The organism is Flavobacterium sp. ZT3R18 (assembly GCF_007097385.1).
Taxonomy (GTDB): Bacteria; Bacteroidota; Bacteroidia; order Flavobacteriales; family Flavobacteriaceae; genus Flavobacterium.
The window spans coordinates 21,834-42,769 of sequence record NZ_VJZS01000015.1; the positions used below are offsets into that span (position 1 = coordinate 21,834).

Below are 20,936 nucleotides of genomic sequence, written 5' to 3' on the forward strand. Positions count from 1 at the left end.
CTTGGTTTTATTCTTATTTAGTGATTACTCCTGCTGCGCTACAGCTAACAACTTGTTTTTTTAATACTGCTTTTTTACTCGGTTCTACTTTTAAACTTTTCCTTCCGGTGTGGGATTGTTTGGTAGAGACGCTCACTTCATTGACTTTTAGTTGCGCTTTAAAATCAAAATGAGATTCCTTCGCACAGGCAATGGAGTCATAATCCTCAAAACCATCCGAGGCTAGCTCACTGTATTTGGTGTTGGAAGCAACAGCTACCGGGAAACGATTGTTGTACCCGTACAAAGCAGCAGAATAGCGGTTTAGAGCATCCTTGTTTTCTACTTCCTGCCCATAAGGATTGTATTGGGTAACCTGTGAGGCAAATGTCCATCGCTTGTAATTATCGACCGTAATCCCCCATTTTCCGCCTGTAAGTATATAAAACGGAGAAAAATCAGCAAAATATCCTGTTTTACGAGGGGTTGGGTCTATGGTGTAGTTCCTTCCGGTTAGGTAGGCGTATGATTTATTGGCTCGCCAATTTCCTAATATGTTATACAAATACGGGTTATAAGAACGCTTGATAATATCGTCTTGCTCGTCCTGGCTATTGCCATTTTCGTATTCAAATTTCAGTTTATCACCTGCAAAAAACATTTTAGGCAAATTACACTCACATTGCGACGGCCATACATTATTGTACTCAATAGCGGAGGCATTGACAATTCGATCACTTGCAGTGGTCGATAAGAAAGGGTTTTCTCCTATATTCTTTTTTACTGTCGTTATTTTGTTATTGGCATCATAATCATACAAAGGGTTTCGCATAGAAGTTACACTCGCCATAGAAGCCATTTGCATGTTGCGATGTCCGGAGCGTATGACTTTTAGGGTTCCTGTAGTAATGGTACTTGCCTTAACCAGTAATCCGTCTTTATCTATCAACTGAAAACCAGAATCTTTTACTTGTACAACCCAAGCCTTAAGTGCATTTTTGGTTTTACCATCAGGGGCTGTTCCGCTGAACCAAACTTCGTCACCATCAATCAAATAATCAGCAGCCTTGTTTCCTGTAAACTGATATTGATTATTACCCGTTTGGGAAACACCCCATTCGAGTCCAATATTTTTTGCGGCCTGACTCATTCCATCATAACTCCAATAGGCCGGGAAATTAAAATTAAAGTAATTATCTTTGTATTCATTCACCGTTTCGGTCAGCAATACCTCTCCAGTTTCGGCATCCCAAGCCAGGTTTTTGGTAGATACTACTGATCCTAGGTCATAAGCCACTTTCTCTGCAAGGATTCCAGAGGTATGAATAACCTTTGTGGTCACAGCTGTACGCATTTGACTTTCGTCACCCGAATAACTCGGTAAGGGGATAGGAATTACGACAACTATAATAGTAAATGGCAAAATTGCAGTATTATAATGAATTCCGTAAGTAGAACTATTAGACTTACAGTCTCTAAAATCATTGACTACATCATAGTCAACACCCACTATTTTAGGTGCTATAACGCCTTTGGAATCTACCGTTTGTATCGTATTGTTTAATAAACCCTTGTTTTTACTTTCTCTATTGGAAACCGTATTATAATTATAGTCCACTCCAGATATGGCATCTTTTTGTCCTTCACCATACACTCGTTGGCTTTTCATTTTACCATCCATATCATTGGTATGTATAGTGTAACCCTGTGAATAGGTCAAATTATTCCTGACCTTTAAATTTAGGAAACTAGCCAAAGCACTAGATTGTTTAAACCCACCAGACATAATTGTTCTATCAGCAATGGTTGGAAAATCATTGGCTGTGTAAAATTCGGTCACAACTGTACCTGTTGCGTGTTTTTTTACAGCCATTGTTACTCCATCCTTGTCGTAGGGATCTCTGGGTAAATTACTAACGGTTACTCTACTATAGGTTACCTTTGGCGCTGGGAAAAAAGATTCCCCAAACGGTTCTTCGACATAATTATCGTTTTCTGGCCCTAACAGCAACTCTCTTTTCTTTAAATCATAAAATGGTATTACAAATGGGTTTTCTTTACAGCCTAGAGGTTCATAAGTGGCTACCCCAGAAGACTTTTCTGTAGGATTCCCGTATAGATCAACTGCATTATACAAATACTTTTGACCATAAAATTGTTTGTAGTTAGCGTTATTATCATGCTCCGTCATCACATCCCATTGATCATGAATGCGGATGTCTTTTATTCTACTGCCACCTCCTAGTTTCTTGGCATCAGGTTGCATCAAACGTATCCACGATTTACCAGTAATAAATCTACTGGCAATCCCTGTTTGTTCTAATTTAGCATTCGGACTTTTAAAAATATCAAGTAAGGTAGGCAACCAACCAATCAATTGTACAACAATACCTTTTAAATTATTAGTGTCTTCCTGGTTGTCCATACTATAAACGAGCCTGTTCAAATTATGCCTTCCAAAGTTCCAACCTGCTTTTTGGATGGGGTTTGCTTCTGCATCACTATTAAATCCATCTCCTTTCCCTACATATTCGAGTGGTATGGCCACATATTGTTTTCCATTTATTTCATTGAAAACATATTCGCCCCTATTTTTTTTATTAATCTTCATATAGCCCGTAACATAATCGTATTTATCCGTCCCATTAATCCCTGGAGAGGGATTTGGATTTGCCATATTAAGTAAGAACCTGAAATAGAGTGGATTCTCTTCATTTCCTATAGTTTTGAGATACTGATCATAAAAAATGTCTGCGATAGAACGGTTGCTATTGGAGGACTTATCTACTATTTTGTGATCAAGTTCTACATAAATGTAATTGCCCAACTCTTTTATAGCCCTTTTTTCTGAATCGTTGATGTTAGCCGCTACAAGTCCATTTTTATTACCGCTACCTACAACTTTAAACATTTGCATGGCATCTTTGTTCTGTACCTTAGCATAATCATCCGATTCATAATTTAATTCCATCTGTCCGCCTGATGGTAAATGAATCGATTTTAACAACCAAGCCGAAGTATATTCATTCGTTTTTACCTTGTCTTTTTGGTCAACAAAAGGATATTCGGCATTTGATAACGGAGCAGTAGTAGCTAGACTAACGTTATTATCAACAGGTTTGTAGTTCCCCCAAACATCATAAGCCTTCATGTCATAAGAAGGATTAAATCCATAGTTAAAAACATAGGGCGTAAATTTACCCATGTTCGAATTTTTATAGGTAAAATAAATTTTGCTAAGGGTTAGTTTTCCTTGTTGACCCTTAAATTCTACATCTTTACCTTTATTTATATTATTATCAATTCCTTGGCAAAGACTATAATTATATTCAAAATGAGCTTCTTTTATTGGTACTGCTTTTTCTCCATTGGCTAGATATTCTGGTTTTGAGTACAGTGAGATTTTGTCTAACTTATACATTTTTGAATCATCACCTCTTCCACCATTCTCATCTTTCACTCCGTAACCGTCATTTCTTTCGGAAAGATGAAAAATAGCAATATGGGTTTTGGTCACTATTTTCTTAATGTATAAGATTTCTTTTTCGCCATACAAATAATTGACTTTATTGTCTTTTTTGCTAGAGCGTAAACCTTCGTCAAAATTGGCTTGATTGGCATCAAATGGAATTCTCCATTTATAAATGTTATCCTTTGTTTTATTTTCATATTCAAATTTGGTATAGGTGCCCAAATCATCATCTGATGGGCCATCTGCTTTCAAATCTTGATAATCCGAGGATAAAACAGTTGTCAATAAATAGGAATGGGCATAGCCTGGGGTAGTAACTCTGTTAAAATACTGGTCCCCTCCTTGACTATTTCTTGCTGAATTATCTTTACCAGGGACATATTTTGCCAATCCTTTTTTAGAATCAACTTCTGGAGTAGTTCCTACATCAAATGTTGCTTCTTTCTTGATAGAATTATAGGCGGCTCTCCCATAAATATAGCGTTCACCCCCTTCTTTTGTGATTCTTATCTCGGCAGTATGATTATCCTTGGCAAAGCGACTAAACTGTTTTGCAAATCCAAATTTTTTAGCCTGTGCTTTAGTCAATTTTTCAATAGATTGATTTCTTGCTAATCGATTTTCTCTAATTACAGCTTTACTATTTGCAATACTTGCTTTATCGGTAGTATAATTTACATCGGTTCTTCTAGAAAATCCATCTCCAGTAATTCCCAGTTTAATTGGGTCATATCCGCCTAATTTATCATTAAATAAACCATACTCCTTATCGGTATGAAAACCTCCAATATTCTTAAAAAAAACTTTTTCATAATCTGGTTTATTTCCATTTCGCTGTTCTTTGAATCTCCCTAAAGCAGGATTTGAATCTTCCCATAACGAAGTACTACTTTTTCCAATAGTTACTGTTGCATCAAAACCAATATGTGCCCCAGGACCAACCCCAATTTCAAGCCCAAAAGTACCACCAAAACTTCCATCAGTAACTTCATTGTCATAAACATATCCTACCTGTGATTTGTATGGGCGAAACATCCCTGAGACTCCTTGTCCTTGAATACTGTACAAATCATAGGTATTATTTGTAATGGGTAATGAAGTTGTGTTTTTATTGAATGTTCTGTCTTTTTCCCTGTTAAAATCAAGAATATCGGATTTTCCTGCATTGTAAGTGTTCTCAAAGCCATATCCTTTTTCTACTTTGTATTTCTCAGAGTCTTTAATTCCTTGACTGGTTCTAAATCCTGAAAAATTTAGTGTTGGCTCAATTCCCCAAATTTCTCCACCAAGAGAAAGGCTAAACATGAAATTATTAGACACCATACCTACCCGTTTAGTGGGAGTATATGAAGCGTCTAAAAAGGACACAGATCCAGAAATACCGCAAACTCCACTTTTATCTGCTTCCCACTTTGACTTAACGGTCGAGTTATCCGATTTCTTTTTAACGGAAGCAGACAATGTCATACTCTCTACCCCTTTTCTACTGTTATAACTAACGCCTGCGTTAAGACCCACATCAGTATTTTTAGAAGTTCCATCTTTGTTTTTATTACTAAAAGACAAAGTAGGAGAAGCGGTAACGCCCTCGGCGGCTGAAGATTCTAAATTCATTCCTACTCTTAAACTATTTGCAATTTGAACACTTAGTCCACCATTTACAGAGGCCGTAAAACCATCATAGTTATTATATTTAATTCCCATTCCAAGATTCGCTTTCAACTCTCTTAGACCTGTAAAGCCGACATATATACTAGCTTTAGAACCTACTGTCACATTGGGCTTCATGTTATTCTCATAAATCATTTCATCCCCATTAAAATCATCAGGCAATCCCCTGAGCTGTCTTGAAATTTGTCCTACATTAAGATCCCATCCCAATCCCACCCAGGACGCTTCTTGATCCATAGATACACCAGAACTATAAGCCAAGTTCAAAGGATACCCGCCTACATCCATAACAGGAATATTATAATTCAAATCGCCACTGGCTAAGTCCACCATATCTGAGGTCCCGATAGGCGTGAATGACTCAAACTCTGGTTGTGAGGGGCCTCCAGTTAATGCATACAGTTGCATAGGCTGAAACGTTTCTAAAAGAATCATCATCGCTAAATAAATAGCAACTGTTTTTTTTAACTTACTTTTTTTCACTTGTTGGATCATAAGGCTATAGGGGTAAAAGGATCTTTGAATTTAAATTTTAATGTTCCCTTTCTAAAAAGGTAATCATTGTAAATCAATTGTATTTTATCGTTGGGGGCTATTCCGGAGAAGAATAATAGTACTTTTTGATAAGGAGCTATTTTATAATTGCGTTCAAAATTTACACCGGAACAAAGAATTGTATCTTTTTTTGAGGTCACTACGTAGAAATCTTTATCAAGACCAAAAGACATATACTTTACAGCAGCGGTGTAATCCATACCTGTAAAATCTTTTCCTAGTAAATCTTTCTCTTCATCTTGCTGAAAAACGAATTCGATCACTCGCTCTGTTTTATTTGCTTCATACAGAGAATCTACCTGTTTGAGGTTTTCATTTCCTAGATCTTTTAATAAATAATATTGAATGGGAACTTCGGTAGCGGTAAAACCAATATCATCGACTTTTTGGGTGTATGCACGGGATTTCCAACCTGTTTTTTCAAGGTTGAAATATCGATCTCTAATTTCAGAATCTGGTTGACTGTTTTTCGGCTCTTTTTTACAAGAAACAAGAAGAAATATAAAAGAAATAAAAAATAACGTATTACAGACCTTCATACTTTTTATTTAAATAGTTAAGAAGATCATTGGTAACATCAATTTTTTCGTCTGCAAACAAAACGGCTTGTTTATTATCTGACCCAACCACTAATTGATAGTTCTTATCTTTAGAAAATTCAGCTGTATAACTTTTTATTCTTGACCAAATTTTATCCGTTTGCTCAGCAGCAAAAGTTTGATTGAACTGCTCCAATTCTTCCTTTCCTTGAATAAATTGTCGCATGAGTTCTTTTTTTTCTGAAGCAGAAATTGTAGCAGATTGCAAATTGGAATACAAGTTATCTAAAACTAATTTTCTTGAATTAAATTCTTTTTCTCCTACCCTCTTCATCTCTTTGGTCATCACAAAACCATCAAATAATTTTACATTATCTACATAGACGATTTCTTTATCCGATTTAAAAAAGTAAAAAAGTAAAAAAAGAGTCAACATACTTATTAGCAGAACGTTGACTACAAACTGAAAGGTAAATTTATTTTTAAGCACAAATAACTTGTTAATTTTTAAAAATGCAAAAATAGAATTATTTAAGAATTTACAAGCAAAAAAATACAAAACTTTAAAATAAACATGAAAAAACTTAAAAAAAAATTATTTAGCAGAATAAGTAATGTTAAAAAAAGTATTCTCTAGCAAATTAAATTAACATGTATTTTTAACAAAAAATCAACCAAAACAAACTTTAAAACTATTTAGTGTCTATTTTTTGCTTGGAAGGTATTTCTTAAAAATTGCAGCAATTGTACCTATTTTTTTTTTGTGAAAAAACATTCAAAATTAAATGTATAAGTACTATTCTTGCATTCCAATTAAAATAATTAATTTAGCCATTCAATTTTTAAATTCATGAATAGATTCCTATCTTTTTTTATAATTTTTGCTTTATGTTTTACGGGGTATTCACAAGAGAAGCCTCTATGGAAAGCAATAACTAAAGTAAACTATACCTCATATCAAAGGCTTGCCAGCAATCCCCGTTTAAAAGAGAATTTACTTTACACTTTGAATGAAATAGACTTAAAACAAACACTTGACGGTTTTCAAAATGAATCTAAAAAAAATGAAACCATAAAAATCTCAATTCCAAACAATAATGGAACAATGGAGGAATTTTCGGTAAAAGAGTCTTCAAATTTTTCTCCAGAATTGCAAGCACAATACCCTAATATTCGTGCCTATTCAGGAACTGGAATTACAGACCCAAATGCGTCTATTAGCTTTAGCTTTTCTCCAAATGGCATACAGACCATGGTTTTAAGAGGCGATAGCGATTCAGAATATATTGAACCATTGACCGAAGATAAATCAATTTATGTGGTATCAACTTCAAAAAATAGAAACAAAGATGTTTTGGCTTTACGATGTAAAACTTCCGATCTTGCATTAAATAAAGATTTAACAAAAAAAAGCGGCCAATTAAACTCCAGTAATAGTATTTTTAAAACCATGCGTTTGGCCTTATCCTGTACAGGTGAATATGCAAATTATTTTGGAGGAACTGTAGCAGGAGCTTTAGCTGGTATGAATGCTACTCTGACAAGGGTAAATGCAATTTTCAACAAAGACTTGGCATTAAAATTAATACTAATTCCTAATAATAACTTGATCCTATTTACCAATCCCATTACGGACCCTTATTCAGATCAAACAATAGGATTAAAAACAATTCCTGGCTGCACGGGAGACTGCCCCGGAACTTGGAATAAAGAAGTTCAAAGTACAATTTCCAATGTGATAGGAGAAGGAAATTATGACATAGGTCATTTATTTGCTGCCTCTGGAGGTGGCGGAGATGCTGGCTGTATTGGGTGTGTTTGCAGCTCAATAACAAATACAAACTCAACACCAGTTTACACCAAAGGAAAAGGTAGTGCCTATACATCACCTGCCGATTCAAAACCAGAAGGAAGTACATTTGATATTGACTATGTAGCCCATGAAATGGGACATCAGCTAGGGGCAAACCATACTTTTTCATATGATGTGGAAGGTACAGGAGTAAGTGTTGAGCCTGGTAGTGGGTCAACTATTATGGGATATGCTGGCATTACTAGCTATGACATTCAAAATCACTCTGATGATTATTTTGGATATGCTAGCATATTGCAAATACAAAATAATTTGTCCTCAAAAACTTGTCCCGTAAACACAATATTAAGTAATCAAACACCAATAGTAAGCGCAGGATTGGATTACACCATTCCAAAAAAAACTCCATTTATCTTAACCGGTTCGGGTTCCGACCCAAATGGGAATGCTATGACTTATTGCTGGGAGCAAAATGATTCAGCTACCAATACTGAAAGTGGAGAAAAAAGTATCGCTTATGAAACGAAACTCAATGGCCCCCTCTTTATATCAAAACTGCCAAGTATATCTCCCATTAGATATATGCCTGAGCTTAATAAAGTTTTATTAGGCCAATTAAACACTACCTGGGAATCGCTTTCATCAATAAGTAGAGCACTGAACTTTACTCTAACAGGAAGAGACAATGCTCCTTTGGGTTTAGGACAAAGCAAAACCGATGCTATGCTGGTAACTGTAAATGCTAGTACGGGTCCATTTGCAATAATCTCACAAAATAATCCTAATTCAAATTGGGTTGGCGGAACCGCAGAAACAATAAACTGGACTGTAAACAATACGAATACTTTACCAGGTTCGACTAATATAAACATCAAACTTTCAACCGATAAAGGTTTGACTTTTCCAACAATATTAGCGTCTAATATACCAAATAATGGATCTGCACAAATAATAGTACCAAATAGTAATGCAACAGATTGTAGAATATTGATAGAACCAACAGCAAACATTTATTACGCTGTGAATAGCCAATCTTTTTCGATTACAAATTCAATTGCTTCTCCTTGTAACACATACACTTTTACAACCCCTTTTTCAATACCAGAATCTGAAGTATATACTCCATTAATAATAGACGTACCATCATCCACAGAAAAAATAGCAGACATAAATATTGAAGTAAAACTTACGCATCCCTATTTACCTGATGTTCAAATAGAATTAGTCAATCCCCAAGGAATAGTTGTAAAATTGTTTGATAGTTTTTGCGGTGCTTCAAATGATAAACTATTTATAAATTTTGATGATTCTGGAATTGCACTTTCTTGCACTAAAGCAACCTTACAAACAGTCATCCCAACTCAACCACTAACTGCATTTAATAATCTCAATCCTGAAGGTAAATGGTCATTACGAATAAGAGATGCGTTTCCTGGAGACAAAGGAATATTAGAGTCTGCCTCATTAACAATCTGCACAAAATCAAGTTCTTTAGCCTCTTCAAGTTTTGAAGCCGATAATTTCAATTTATATCCAAATCCAAACAAAGGGAATTTTAATATCCAGTTTAATAGCACTAGCACAAACGACATAAAAGTTTCTGTTTACGATTTATTAGGAAGGAAAATTTTTAATAAAGTATATAAAAACGAATCAAATTTTAAACAAAACATACAATTGAATAATATTCAAACGGGGGTGTATCTATTAAAAATAATTAATGGAGATAAAGAAACTGTGAAAAAAATAGTGATTGAGTAAAATCGAATCAAATAATGCTACTAACTAAATTTTGAATAAAACAAAAAAAAGAAACGAACCCTAACGACAAACCAAATAAAAAGGCTACAATCATATTTAAAAAACTAAATATTATACTATCTTGTACCCATTTATAAACCTATTTCACTTTGAAAACAAAAATAACACTTCTTTTTTTATATTTCCCCATAATATTTTTATCCTATTCTTTTTCAGACCCCTATAGCATAAAACGTATTTCTGATGAAAATTTCAGGTATGAATTTTATGTTACAGATAAAAGTGTTACTCCAAAACCGAATAAAGTATATTATTGGTTTAAAGGTGGTGCTATTCATAGTGCTCAAGGTGGATCTGGAGGAGATCTACTAAATGAAATGTTTTTAAAAACCTACCATAGTAATCAAATCGCCGAAAAAGGAAACTTTAAAAATGGTTTAAAAATAGGCATCTGGAAAACATGGCATCCCAATGGTTCAATAGAAAGTACTCAAAAATGGACTAAGGGACTACGAACAGGCATGTATTACAAATACGATAAAAATGGACTTGTTGCAGAAACAGGATGTTATAAAAACGATAAAAAACAGGGAAAATGGTATGATCTTGCAAAAAAAGACACTGTTTATTATAACAATGGAATCCAAACCGTGAAAAAACAAAAATTATCAAAACTAGATAAACTAACATTAAAACTACAAACGTTAAAAGACGATGCAAACAAAAAAATGTTGATCGAAACTGAAAAAAACAAAATAACTGCTGCAAAAAACACTGAAAAAGACTTTATAAAAGCACAAGAATTAGCATTAGAAAATGAAAAAGCTAATGCCAAGATTCGCAAAAAAGAAGCAAATGAGACTAAAAAAACAACAAGATTAACTAACAAGACAAACAAAAAGGCTGAAAAAGAAGAAAAAAAGAAGAAAAAAGCTTTAGAAAAAGCAAACAAAGAAGCCAATATAAACTCTGGAACTATACCTAAAAAAGAAAATTTATTTAATCAATTTTATAATAAATTATTTAAAAAGAAAACAAGTAAATAAAAAGAAATGGTTAAGGCTCACAGTTTATTATATGCTATTTATATTTGCTTGATTGTCTCTATAATTTGTGGTGCGATATTATTTTTTTCGAATTTATATGGGCAACTCAATTTATACTATAATCTTCAGGAAGAATTATATATTAACAATCAATCAACAGTAAATTTTGCATTAGAGAATCAAGAGGTAACACAAGAACCTATTGAAGATGAAAAATCAGGTATTACAGGAAGTTATATAACTAGACCCTACGGCCTGCTAAACCTTTTGCTGGTAAAATCGGAAACCAATAAAGACACCATCCAATCTGCTCATTTTATAGGTCTTTATACCAAAGACAAAACAGCATTGTTTTTAGCCAATTTCTCTAAACCTCTTACTTATACTGGCACTGTAAAATTAATCGGAGACAATTCACTCCCATCAACCTATATTGAAACTGCTTATATCAATAATAGACCCAATCAACTCCTGATTGATGGAAAAAACACTATTTCTGAAAATCAACTTCCAGAGATTAATCCTAATTTTAAGAAAATATTCTACGGAATACGTGCTGAGAAAACAAATTTATCTGATGTAGAAAAACCAAAAGATTCTTTATACTTCAACTCTTTTTTTAATACTACTAAAGAAATCTATCTAAATTCCAACGTTTCTAATGTGATTTTTAAAGGCAATTTTATTTTACGTTCCAAAGATTCGTTGCACATTAAAAAAAACACCGTTTTAGAAGATGTAATATTGATAGCCCCAAAAATAACATTTGAATCTGGATTTAAAGGAACTGTTCAGGCGTTTGCATCGGAAAGAATAGAATTGGAACAAAATGTTATTTTAAACTACCCTTCTGTACTATGCATTTATAATGAAACTAGTGATGAAAGTAAAATAAAAATAAAAAAAAAGTGTAAAATAACTGGCTCCGTAGTGCTATTTGGCAACACAAACGAAATGATAGACAAAAATAGTATTGAAATAGAAGAAGACGGTTTGTTATTTGGAGACATATATTGTACTGGAAAATTATTTTTAAAAACTAAAGTATATGGTTCTGTTTATACCAACCGGTTATTTCATAAGACAGAATCTGCATCCTATGACAACACTATTTCGGATATAGAAATTAATGCTAAAAAAAGACCCAACTATTTTATTTCAATTCCAATATTTGATTCAAAAAGCCTATCTCATGGTATCATTAAAAAAGTCTTATAGCCTTAAAGCAAATTCTATATTGGAATCCATAATTGCTTTGACTATTATTTCAATTTGCTTTTATTTTACAATTCTGATTTTCGCAACCGTATTTACGTCAAGAACATCTGCAAAATTCTATACTACACAGAATAAAGTAAATGAATTATTCTTTTTATCACAAATAAAAAACGACTCATTATTGAATGAAAACGAAGACGAGAACCTCATAATTGAAGAAGAAGACATAAATAAAGGCTTAAAAAAAACAACCATACGATTTAAAGACAGCACACAATTTGAGTTTGAAAAAAGTTTTTATATTCAAAAGAATCATGAATAACAAAAGAATGATATCCGCCTTTTCAATAATAGAAACTATTGTTGGCATGGCCATAACGGCTATAATTATGAGTATAATCTTTGTCGTTTTTTCTATTGTAACAGAAAGAATGATAGATTACAAAAACCAAAACGAACTTATTTGCGATTTAAACCGGTTGACCTACAGTCTTAACAAAGATATTTTTGAAAATGAAAAAATGACTGTTATTGACAATGAAATTACTTTCAAAAGCTATTCAGGTGAAATTATAAAATACAATTTCCTTGAAGACTATACATTGAGAAATAACGAAATATTTATAGATACCTTTAAAATAAAGCTAAAACAAATAACCATTGATACCGTAAAAAGTAAATCTGAACAAGTTGTTTTTCAAAAATTAAAGTTCAACATAGAAGTAAACGAAAACAAAATGGACTTGAAATTCTACAAACGCATTTATGCAAATGAATTATTAAACAAAATTAAAGACTAATGAGTTTTGATTTAAACACCTATAAACCTGTAAAATCTGAAAAGAAGCCTGTTAAAATTGAAAGCATTAACCTTCAGTTTTCAAAATCTCTATCCGACAAACAAAAAGAAGTATTCTACAGAGAGCTGAGTATGCTTTTAAAATCTGGAGTAGATTTTAAAAAAGCATTAGAAATATTAGGTAATCAATCTACTAATAAATTTGAAAAGGAAATAATTATTGAACTTAAGAATAAAGTTGTAGAAGGAAGAAGTATATATGAATCAATAAAAGAAACAAAACAGTTTTCACCCTACGAATATTACAGCATCCAAATAGGGGAAGAAACTAGAAAACTAGAAGAAGTATTAGCCGAATTACAAAAGTATTTCAACAGAAAAATTCAAATGAAAAGGCAAATCATTTCCGTTCTAACTTATCCTGCAATTGTAATGTTAGTCACGTTTTTAGTACTTTATTTCATGCTCAATAAAGTAGTCCCAATGTTCAGTTCTGTTTTTAAACAATTTGGAAGTGAATTGCCTAAAAGTACACAAATCATTATAAAATTATCAAATCATTCAGGGGCAATTTTCACTGTTGTATTAGCTGTTATAATTGGGCTAATTACTACACATACTCTATTGAAAAAAGAACAAAACTATAGAGCATTTACCTCTAAAATAATTTTAAGGACACCGTATTTCGGGAACTTAATTCGAAAAATTTATATTTCTCGATTTTGTCAAGCCATGAATTTATTAATTACTTCTAAAACGACACTAATAAATTCTTTAACGTTGACCGCAAAAATGATTGGCTTTTACCCTATTGAAATTGCGATTCAAGAAATAAAAGAAAACATAACAAGAGGCGCTTCCTTACATGAAAGTTTAAAAAAACATAATGTATTCGAGAATAAAATGGTTTCTATGGTTGAAGTAGCAGAACAGGTCAATCAACTTGAAACTATGTTCGAAAGATTAACAGAGCAATATAATGAGGAAATAAGTCATCAAACCAAGATGATAGGTGTCATTTTAGAGCCCATGATTATTATAGTAATTGGAGTGATTGTAGGGGTTATAATGGTGTCAATGTATGCACCAATGTTTGATTTAAGTAAAATAATAAATAAATAACAATAATTTGATTACTATTTGTATTTTTGCCGTCATTGAAATTAACAAGTTTTAACGAATAAAATAAGATAAAGATGTTGTATAACATTAAGAAACACTTTCAAAACAATAAAAAAGCAATGGTTAAAGCCTACTCTCTAACCGAAATTTTAATTGTATTATGCATCATTGGAATACTGCTTTTAATGGTATTACCTAACCAAACATCAGTGATTGGTCAGGCAAAAGCGATTGAAGCTCAAGCAATGTTAAATCAAGTCTATGGATTAGAAAAAAGCCATTTTTATAGACATTCAAAATATTCAAGTAACCTAGAAGAGCTTGGTTTTGAGACAGAACTTACTGTTGAGGAAGGTGGACAAGCGGTATATAAAATTGAAATTGTTGAAGCTTCAAATGATTCCTTTCTAGCCCGTGCAACAGCAACATCAGATTTGGACGGAGATGGAACCTTAAACACTTGGGAAATTGACAGTAAGAAAATGTTAACAGAAGTAACAAAAGAATAAATTGGATATAATTTTTATAGGTTTATTACTTTGTTTACTAATTGTATTTTTTCAAGATTGGGAATACCGTGCAATTCATGTGCTTTTACCTATACTGATTTTTCTCTCGTCCTATTTGATAGTAAAGCTTGAAAATAACCTTTCTAACAAAATAATACTACTAAATGCATCCTTTTTTTTAATCACTCTGAGCATATTAACCATTTATATGAGTTTAAAAAACAAACGCTTTTTAAATCCTTTTCAGAACTATTTTGGATTAGGTGATTTGTTGTTTTATATTACAATTACCCCATTATTCAATCTTAAAAACTACATTCTCTTTTTTATACTTTCAATGCTTTTCGCTATTTGTTTACAGTTTACATTGAGAAAAAAAATGAAACACAATACGGTTCCTCTAGCTGGATTTTCGTCCTTATTTTTATTTATAATTCTTGCAATGGATAGTTTATTAAGCCTCCCAAAAATCTCTGTGCTATAATGCAAACTATAATAGTTCATCCAGAAAACCAGCATGTTTTGTCCAATGACATAGCAAATCAGTATAGAGTATTACCAAAAACCACATCAGATTCTGGTTTAGAACTTTATATAGATGAATCGAATAACAATCTAGACACGAAAGAAGAATTAGAACTTTTTCTTGGAAAAAACATTATCTTAATCTCGTTTGATTCATCAGAAATTGAAAAAGCATTATCAATTTACTATCGTAAAGAACGACATACGAGTTCAAGTAAATCGATTAATGTTGACAAAGGTGATTTTCTTGAAAATTTATTAGGAGAAGCAAAATCTCTAAAATGCAGTGATATTCATTTTGAAATTTATGAAGATTCGTCTAGAATTCGGTTTAGAATTGATGGCCAATTAATCGAGCGTTATAAAGTTGAAAGAGACAATTATCTAGAATTAGTCAATAAAATAAAGATAAAAGCTAAACTCAACATTACTGAAAAACGTTTGCCTCAAGATGGAAGAATTACAAACGATTCATTTGACATAAGAGTCTCTATTTTACCCACTTTATTTGGGGAAAAAATAGTCATGCGTTTGCTAGGACAAGATGCCTCAAATATTGATTTGAATACTCTTGGTCTTCAACAAGAAGAATTAGAAAACTATTTAGAAGCAGTAAAAAAACCGAACGGAATAATTTTAATAAGCGGTCCAACTGGATCTGGAAAAACAACAACTCTATACGCTACTCTGAGATTACTCAATGACAGTAAAAGAAATATTGTTACGGTAGAAGATCCAATTGAATATACACTAAAAGGAATCAATCAAGTTCAATTAAAAGAGGACATCGGACTTACTTTTTCAACTGCTTTAAAATCGTTTTTACGACAAGACCCTGATGTAATTATGCTAGGAGAAATTCGTGATTCAGAGACCGCATTAATGGCGATTAGAGCATCATTGACAGGTCATTTAGTATTATCAACCATTCATACCAATTCCGCAATTGGAACCATTTCAAGATTAATCGACATGGGAGTTCCATCGTATTTGATCGCCGAAACTTTAAACCTTTCGGTTGCTCAACGATTAATAAGAAAATTATGTGATGATTGTAAAAAAGAAATTGAGTGTAATAAAAAAGATTTTCCTAATAATTTTCAATTCCCTTATGAAATTTCTAGTTATTATAAAGCAGTAGGGTGTAACAAATGTTACCATACTGGCTATAAAGGAAGAACAGCTATTTATGAAGTTTTACCGATTGAAAACACTATCGTTGAAGCCATAAAAAACAATACAATATCAAAACAATTTAACACTAACGATAACTACAAATCATTGTCAGAAAAGGCATTTGATATCTTATCAAAAGGAGAAACGGCACTAGAAGAAATTTATTCTATTTTAATAAACATATAAATGCTCAAACAAATTATTTACGTTCTAATTGGTTTATTTTTCACAAATACTATTATTGCGCAACAAGATATAAATGAATTAGTTAAAAATTTTGATGCAATGTCAGCACAAAATAAAGGACTTGAAGAATCTATAAAAATTGATATAAATGGACTTACACTTCATGACTTCATTTCAACTATCGCAGAAGATCATCAATTAAATGTTGATGTTGATCAAAGCTTAAATCAAATGGTATCCAATAATTTTTTTGATGTAAAAGTCAAAGACGTATTTATACATTTAGTTCAAAAATATGATCTCGAAGTAACTTTCAGAAACAACATTATCATTTTCAACAAAAGAGTAGAAAAAATTGTAGTTCCGAAAAAAACTGCCAAAATAATTGATGTTACCTATAATCCGTTAAATGATTTCTTGTCTGTTAAACTAGAAAACGACACCTTATCATCTGTTATTAAAGAGATTACAAACAAAACGAATAAAAATTTAATTTTGGCACCAGCCATAAGAAGCATAACGGTTTCTGCCTATATATTAAATCGACCATTTGATCAAGTAATACAAATGATTGCAAAGTCAAATGATTTATTAGCTACAAAAGATGATAATGGTATTTATTATATTGAAAAAAACAATATAGAATCTACCATGAATTCAACAAATAGCAATTCAAATTTAAAAGCCAAACAACCTAAAGCTGCAGTAGGGCTACCAGGGTATTATGATGTTTTGACAAATAAGAATGGATTACTATCTGTAAAAGCATATGCAGCTGATGTTGCAGATTTAATAACTGAATCCGCAGAAAAACTAAAAATTAATTATTTTTTTTATAACAAACCAGAAAACGAAAAAATAACACTATCAGTAGAAAATATAACATTTGATGACCTTTTAGAACAAATCCTTGAAGGAAAAAAATACACCTTCAAAAAGCAAGGCGAATTTTATTTAATAGGAGAACAAATTGCTGAAGGATTAAGAGTAACTGAACTAATACAGATGGAAAACAGATCCATAGAACTGGTTCTTGGCTCTTTACCAAAAGTATTTTCAGATAAATTAGAAATAAAGGAATTTACAGAATTAAATGGATTAATAGTTTCTGGATCAAAAAATACAGTTGATGAATTAAAATTATACATTAAACAAATAGACAAAATTGTACCTATGGTTCAAATTGAGGTAATTATTGTTCAATATAATAAATCCTATTCTATTCAAACAGGAATGAAGGCTGGGATAGATAGATTAAATAAGGTAGTTACCAGTGGGACAGTATTCCCCACCACAGATGTTGTAATTAATTCATCTTCTCTAAATACTCTAATTGACGCCTTTAATGGTTTTGGCATTTTTAAATTAGGAAAAGTTGCAGAATCGTTTTATGCCAATTTAAAATTACTTGAAAATAATTCTATAATTAATGTAGAGTCAACACCAAAAATTGCTACAATCAGTGGTCATGAAGCTAAATTATCAATAGGTGAAACCAGTTACTATTTCGAACAAACTAATCGATTAATAAATAACAACATAGGAAATGACGTTTTGAATTCAGGCACTTGGAAATCTACAGATGCAAATCTAAGTTTATCCATAAAACCCTTTGTATCAACTGATGAAAATGTAACTTTAACCATCGCTGTAGAAAAAAGCTCCTTTTTGGCAAGAGCTGGTCAAGATGCGCCTCCTGGAAAGGCTACGCAAAAGTTTGAATCCCTGGTTAGGGTAAAAAACAATGAAATGATTTTATTAGGAGGGCTAGATGAATTAAAAAAAGAGAATTCTGGAACAGGGACTCCCTTAATTTCTAGAATACCTGTTATTAAATGGTTTTTCAGTAGTCGACAAAAAGGTAAAAGCACGTCAAAATTACATTTATTCATCAAGCCAACGATAGTATATTAATGATTCCGATTCTAACTAAAATAATAAAAATCAACGAACTACATGTTGTAGGAATCATTAAAAACGAAAATGAAGAGCTATATCATGTCTTAACTGTTAAAAAAAGGGCAAATAAAGTAGATATTGTCTCTATGTCATCTTTTTCTAAATTTGAAGACCTCAAAAAAAATATAGATCAAAATTTTCCGTTACTATTATTTATTGATGGAAAGGGGGTATTAAACAAGGCTATTGATTTCAATAATGAAGCAGATGTAAGCTGGTACAAAAACATAGATTTAAACTCAATATATCACACCAGTCTAAAAGGCTTAAACATTGACTTTATAAGCTTTAGCAGAAAAAATATTATAAATGACACCATTACGAAATTTAGAAAAAACAATTTTCAAATAATTGATGTTTATTTAGGAGCTTTCATATCAGCAATATTGATTAATTCTATAAAAAAAGAAACAATCCTTTCAAATGATTTATTATTAGAATTCAAAAATGGCAAATTACATAACTTTGTAAAACAAACTGATTTTACAAAAAAAGAAGATTACATTATAGGAAAAGAAACAATTACTAACACATACTTGCCTTTATATGCCACTGTAATTGATTTTTTTATTCAATCTAAGGAAATTTCAAAAGCAAAAATTGAAACTTTAAACACAGATGAAATTATATATAAAAAAGCTTTTAAATATTTGGGGATCTCAATTCTAATTGGCTTTTTAATTTCCCTTTTGGTAAGCTTTATTTTAATACAATATTATTCATCAAAAAATGCTGACCTTACTATTCAAAATATTTACACCGATAAGAATTATCAGCAAACTTTAGATTTAGAAAAGCAAAAAGAAAACAAACAAAAAATATTATTAGAGTCTGGCTTTTCCTCTTCAAAGTTTCTATCCTTCTACTCTTATGAAATCATTAAAATAGTCCCACAAGATGTCTCTTTAACTGTTTTAGAAATAACTCCATTAACTAAAGAGCCAAAAATAAACCAAAAATTAATTTTTGAATCAAATACTATTAATGTAAAAGGAGAAACTTTGAATGAATCATCATTTAACACATGGATGGAGCGTTTAAAAAAAATGAATTGGCTAGAAAATTTTGAAATTATTAGTTTTAAAAAAGACAAAAAAAACGTATCTCAATTTGAAGTAAAAATTGCAATCAAAAATGTTTGAAAAATATTCCTATAAGAAAAAAAATTTAGCATTACTAGTTTTGACTTTTATAATTGCAATAACAGCATACAAAAGATCATTTCACACATTAGTTCAAGTAATGAAAGAGTACAATACTTTATCAAAAAAAAATGAAGATGTGAATAAAAAATCTGGTAATTCAAATAATTTACATGAAGAAGTAGCCTATTTAGACAGGATAATTGGCAAAGAGGGTGTGTCAAAAGAGGCTATTCAACAAGAAATTGTAAACTTCACATCGAAAAGACATCCTGAAGTATCAATTAACATTTTAGAACCAATACACCTTTTTCAAGATGAAAACCATACTATTATCACAAATCAACTGGATGTTACAGGTAACGTTAATCAACTACTACAATTGGGTTATGATTTTGAGAAAAATTTTAGTTATTCAAGAATAGTAAATATGCATTACTACATCTCAAAAAAAAACAACAAAACAGATCTTTTACATTTTAAAATTATATTTCAAAATTATGAAAAAAATAAATAGAGTTTCATTAATCGCAATTGCATTACTTTTATTTTCTTGCGACGACATCTTAGAAAAAAACATAATAAATGATATGGTAGAACTTATTTCTCCTATAAATTTCAAAGAAACAGAAAGTAACGTGGTGATTTTTAAATGGAATAGTCTTACTAAAGTGAATAAATATCGCATCCAAATCTTTAAAGTAGACAAAATAAAAATATTAGACACATTGATAACCAAAACAAATTTAACATATCCACTGCCTCAAGGTGAATACCAATGGAGAGTAAGAGGCGAGAATTTCGCATACCAATCTTCCTATTCAATTCAAGCTGACTTCTCTGTAATTGAATCAACTGATTTGAGCAAACAACAAGTAATTTTAAAAAGTCCCGCAGATAATTATTACACCAAAAGTAGCACCCTAACATGCAGTTGGACAGCGCTTACATTGGCCGATTATTATAAGTTTGAATTACTAAATATGACCAATGGAGAAACTGTAGTTTTTCAGGATACAAATATAATAAATCCTACTCTTATAATAAACAACACTAATTTAAGTGCCGAGGCTAAATACAAATGGAAAGTAAAAGGAGTAAATGGAACATCTGAAACACTATTTAGTACAAGTACATTTTCAGTTGACAGAACCAGTCCTAACCAACCTAGTAACACTCTTCCTGCACAAAATGCCTCCTTTACAATCAATCAATCAATCAATTTTAGTTGGTCAATACTAGCAGATATAGGTGCTATTCAATCGCCCATTTCATATACAATAGAATTCTCAAACGATGTGAATTTTACAACTATAATCCAAAAAAACATCGTTTCAACCGCTACATTTGAAAAATCCTTTACATTAATTGGAAATTATTATTGGAGAATTAAAGCTACTGATCTAGCAGAGAACGTGAGTATTTATAGTACTCCCTTTAAATTCATAATTAAATAATCAAATT

At 31.6% G+C, this 20,936-nt stretch carries 15 protein-coding genes; 12 read left to right on the plus strand and 3 right to left on the minus strand.

Going from position 1 to position 20,936, the window contains the following annotated elements:
* Window positions 1-13: 13 nt before the first annotated feature.
* From FNW52_RS14865 to FNW52_RS14875, 3 genes are read right to left on the minus strand one after another with little or no spacing between them, the layout of a single operon-like run.
* Window positions 14-5,605 (minus strand): hypothetical protein, encoded by a 5,592-nt coding sequence (locus FNW52_RS14865; RefSeq protein WP_143378232.1) that lies wholly within the window; start codon window positions 5,603-5,605, stop codon window positions 14-16.
* A gap of 8 nt (window positions 5,606-5,613) precedes the next feature.
* Window positions 5,614-6,216, minus strand: coding sequence for a hypothetical protein (locus FNW52_RS14870; RefSeq protein ID WP_143378233.1), 603 nt, complete (start codon window positions 6,214-6,216; stop codon window positions 5,614-5,616).
* Window positions 6,203-6,652, minus strand: a complete 450-nt coding sequence (locus FNW52_RS14875; RefSeq protein ID WP_143378234.1) for an OmpH family outer membrane protein — start codon at window positions 6,650-6,652, stop codon at window positions 6,203-6,205. The genes FNW52_RS14870 and FNW52_RS14875 overlap by 14 nt, the downstream gene beginning before the upstream one ends.
* Window positions 6,653-7,066: 414 nt before the next feature.
* Between FNW52_RS14875 and FNW52_RS14880 the strand changes: the two genes are divergently transcribed.
* The 12 genes from FNW52_RS14880 (at window position 7,067) to FNW52_RS14940 (ending at window position 20,929) form a co-directional block, all read left to right on the plus strand.
* Complete coding sequence (locus FNW52_RS14880) at window positions 7,067-9,790, plus strand: reprolysin-like metallopeptidase (RefSeq protein ID WP_143378235.1); 2,724 nt, start codon at window positions 7,067-7,069, stop codon at window positions 9,788-9,790.
* A 149-nt stretch (window positions 9,791-9,939) separates the two neighbouring features.
* On the plus strand, window positions 9,940-10,836 hold the full coding sequence (locus FNW52_RS14885; RefSeq protein WP_143378236.1) for a toxin-antitoxin system YwqK family antitoxin: 897 nt from the start codon (window positions 9,940-9,942) through the stop codon (window positions 10,834-10,836).
* A gap of 6 nt (window positions 10,837-10,842) precedes the next feature.
* Window positions 10,843-12,054, plus strand: a complete 1,212-nt coding sequence (locus tag FNW52_RS14890) for a hypothetical protein (RefSeq protein WP_143378237.1) — start codon at window positions 10,843-10,845, stop codon at window positions 12,052-12,054.
* Entirely contained in the window at window positions 12,029-12,376 is a 348-nt protein-coding gene (locus tag FNW52_RS14895) for a hypothetical protein (RefSeq protein WP_143378238.1), read from the plus strand. Before FNW52_RS14890 ends, FNW52_RS14895 begins: the two co-directional genes overlap by 26 nt.
* Window positions 12,369-12,854 carry a type II secretion system protein J gene (locus FNW52_RS14900; RefSeq protein WP_255515607.1) on the plus strand — a complete coding sequence of 162 codons (486 nt, stop codon included), beginning with the start codon at window positions 12,369-12,371 and terminating at the stop codon, window positions 12,852-12,854. The genes FNW52_RS14895 and FNW52_RS14900 overlap by 8 nt, the downstream gene beginning before the upstream one ends.
* Window positions 12,854-13,975, plus strand: a complete 1,122-nt coding sequence (locus FNW52_RS14905) for a type II secretion system F family protein (RefSeq protein WP_143378239.1) — start codon at window positions 12,854-12,856, stop codon at window positions 13,973-13,975. The genes FNW52_RS14900 and FNW52_RS14905 overlap by 1 nt, the downstream gene beginning before the upstream one ends.
* Window positions 13,976-14,049: 74 nt before the next feature.
* Window positions 14,050-14,484: a type IV pilin protein gene (locus FNW52_RS14910; protein WP_143378240.1), complete on the plus strand. Its 435-nt coding sequence runs from the start codon at window positions 14,050-14,052 to the stop codon at window positions 14,482-14,484.
* 483 nt (window positions 14,485-14,967) lie between these two features.
* On the plus strand, window positions 14,968-16,371 hold the full coding sequence (locus FNW52_RS14920) for a GspE/PulE family protein (RefSeq protein WP_143378242.1): 1,404 nt from the start codon (window positions 14,968-14,970) through the stop codon (window positions 16,369-16,371).
* A 99-nt stretch (window positions 16,372-16,470) separates the two neighbouring features.
* Window positions 16,471-18,285, plus strand: coding sequence for a type II secretion system protein GspD (locus FNW52_RS14925; protein ID WP_255515608.1), 1,815 nt, complete (start codon window positions 16,471-16,473; stop codon window positions 18,283-18,285).
* Window positions 18,285-19,472: a PilN domain-containing protein gene (locus FNW52_RS14930; protein ID WP_143378244.1), complete on the plus strand. Its 1,188-nt coding sequence runs from the start codon at window positions 18,285-18,287 to the stop codon at window positions 19,470-19,472. The genes FNW52_RS14925 and FNW52_RS14930 overlap by 1 nt, the downstream gene beginning before the upstream one ends.
* On the plus strand, window positions 19,465-19,989 hold the full coding sequence (locus FNW52_RS14935) for a hypothetical protein (protein WP_143378245.1): 525 nt from the start codon (window positions 19,465-19,467) through the stop codon (window positions 19,987-19,989). Before FNW52_RS14930 ends, FNW52_RS14935 begins: the two co-directional genes overlap by 8 nt.
* On the plus strand, window positions 19,973-20,929 hold the full coding sequence (locus FNW52_RS14940) for a hypothetical protein (RefSeq protein ID WP_143378246.1): 957 nt from the start codon (window positions 19,973-19,975) through the stop codon (window positions 20,927-20,929). The genes FNW52_RS14935 and FNW52_RS14940 overlap by 17 nt, the downstream gene beginning before the upstream one ends.
* Window positions 20,930-20,936 lie beyond the last annotated feature (7 nt).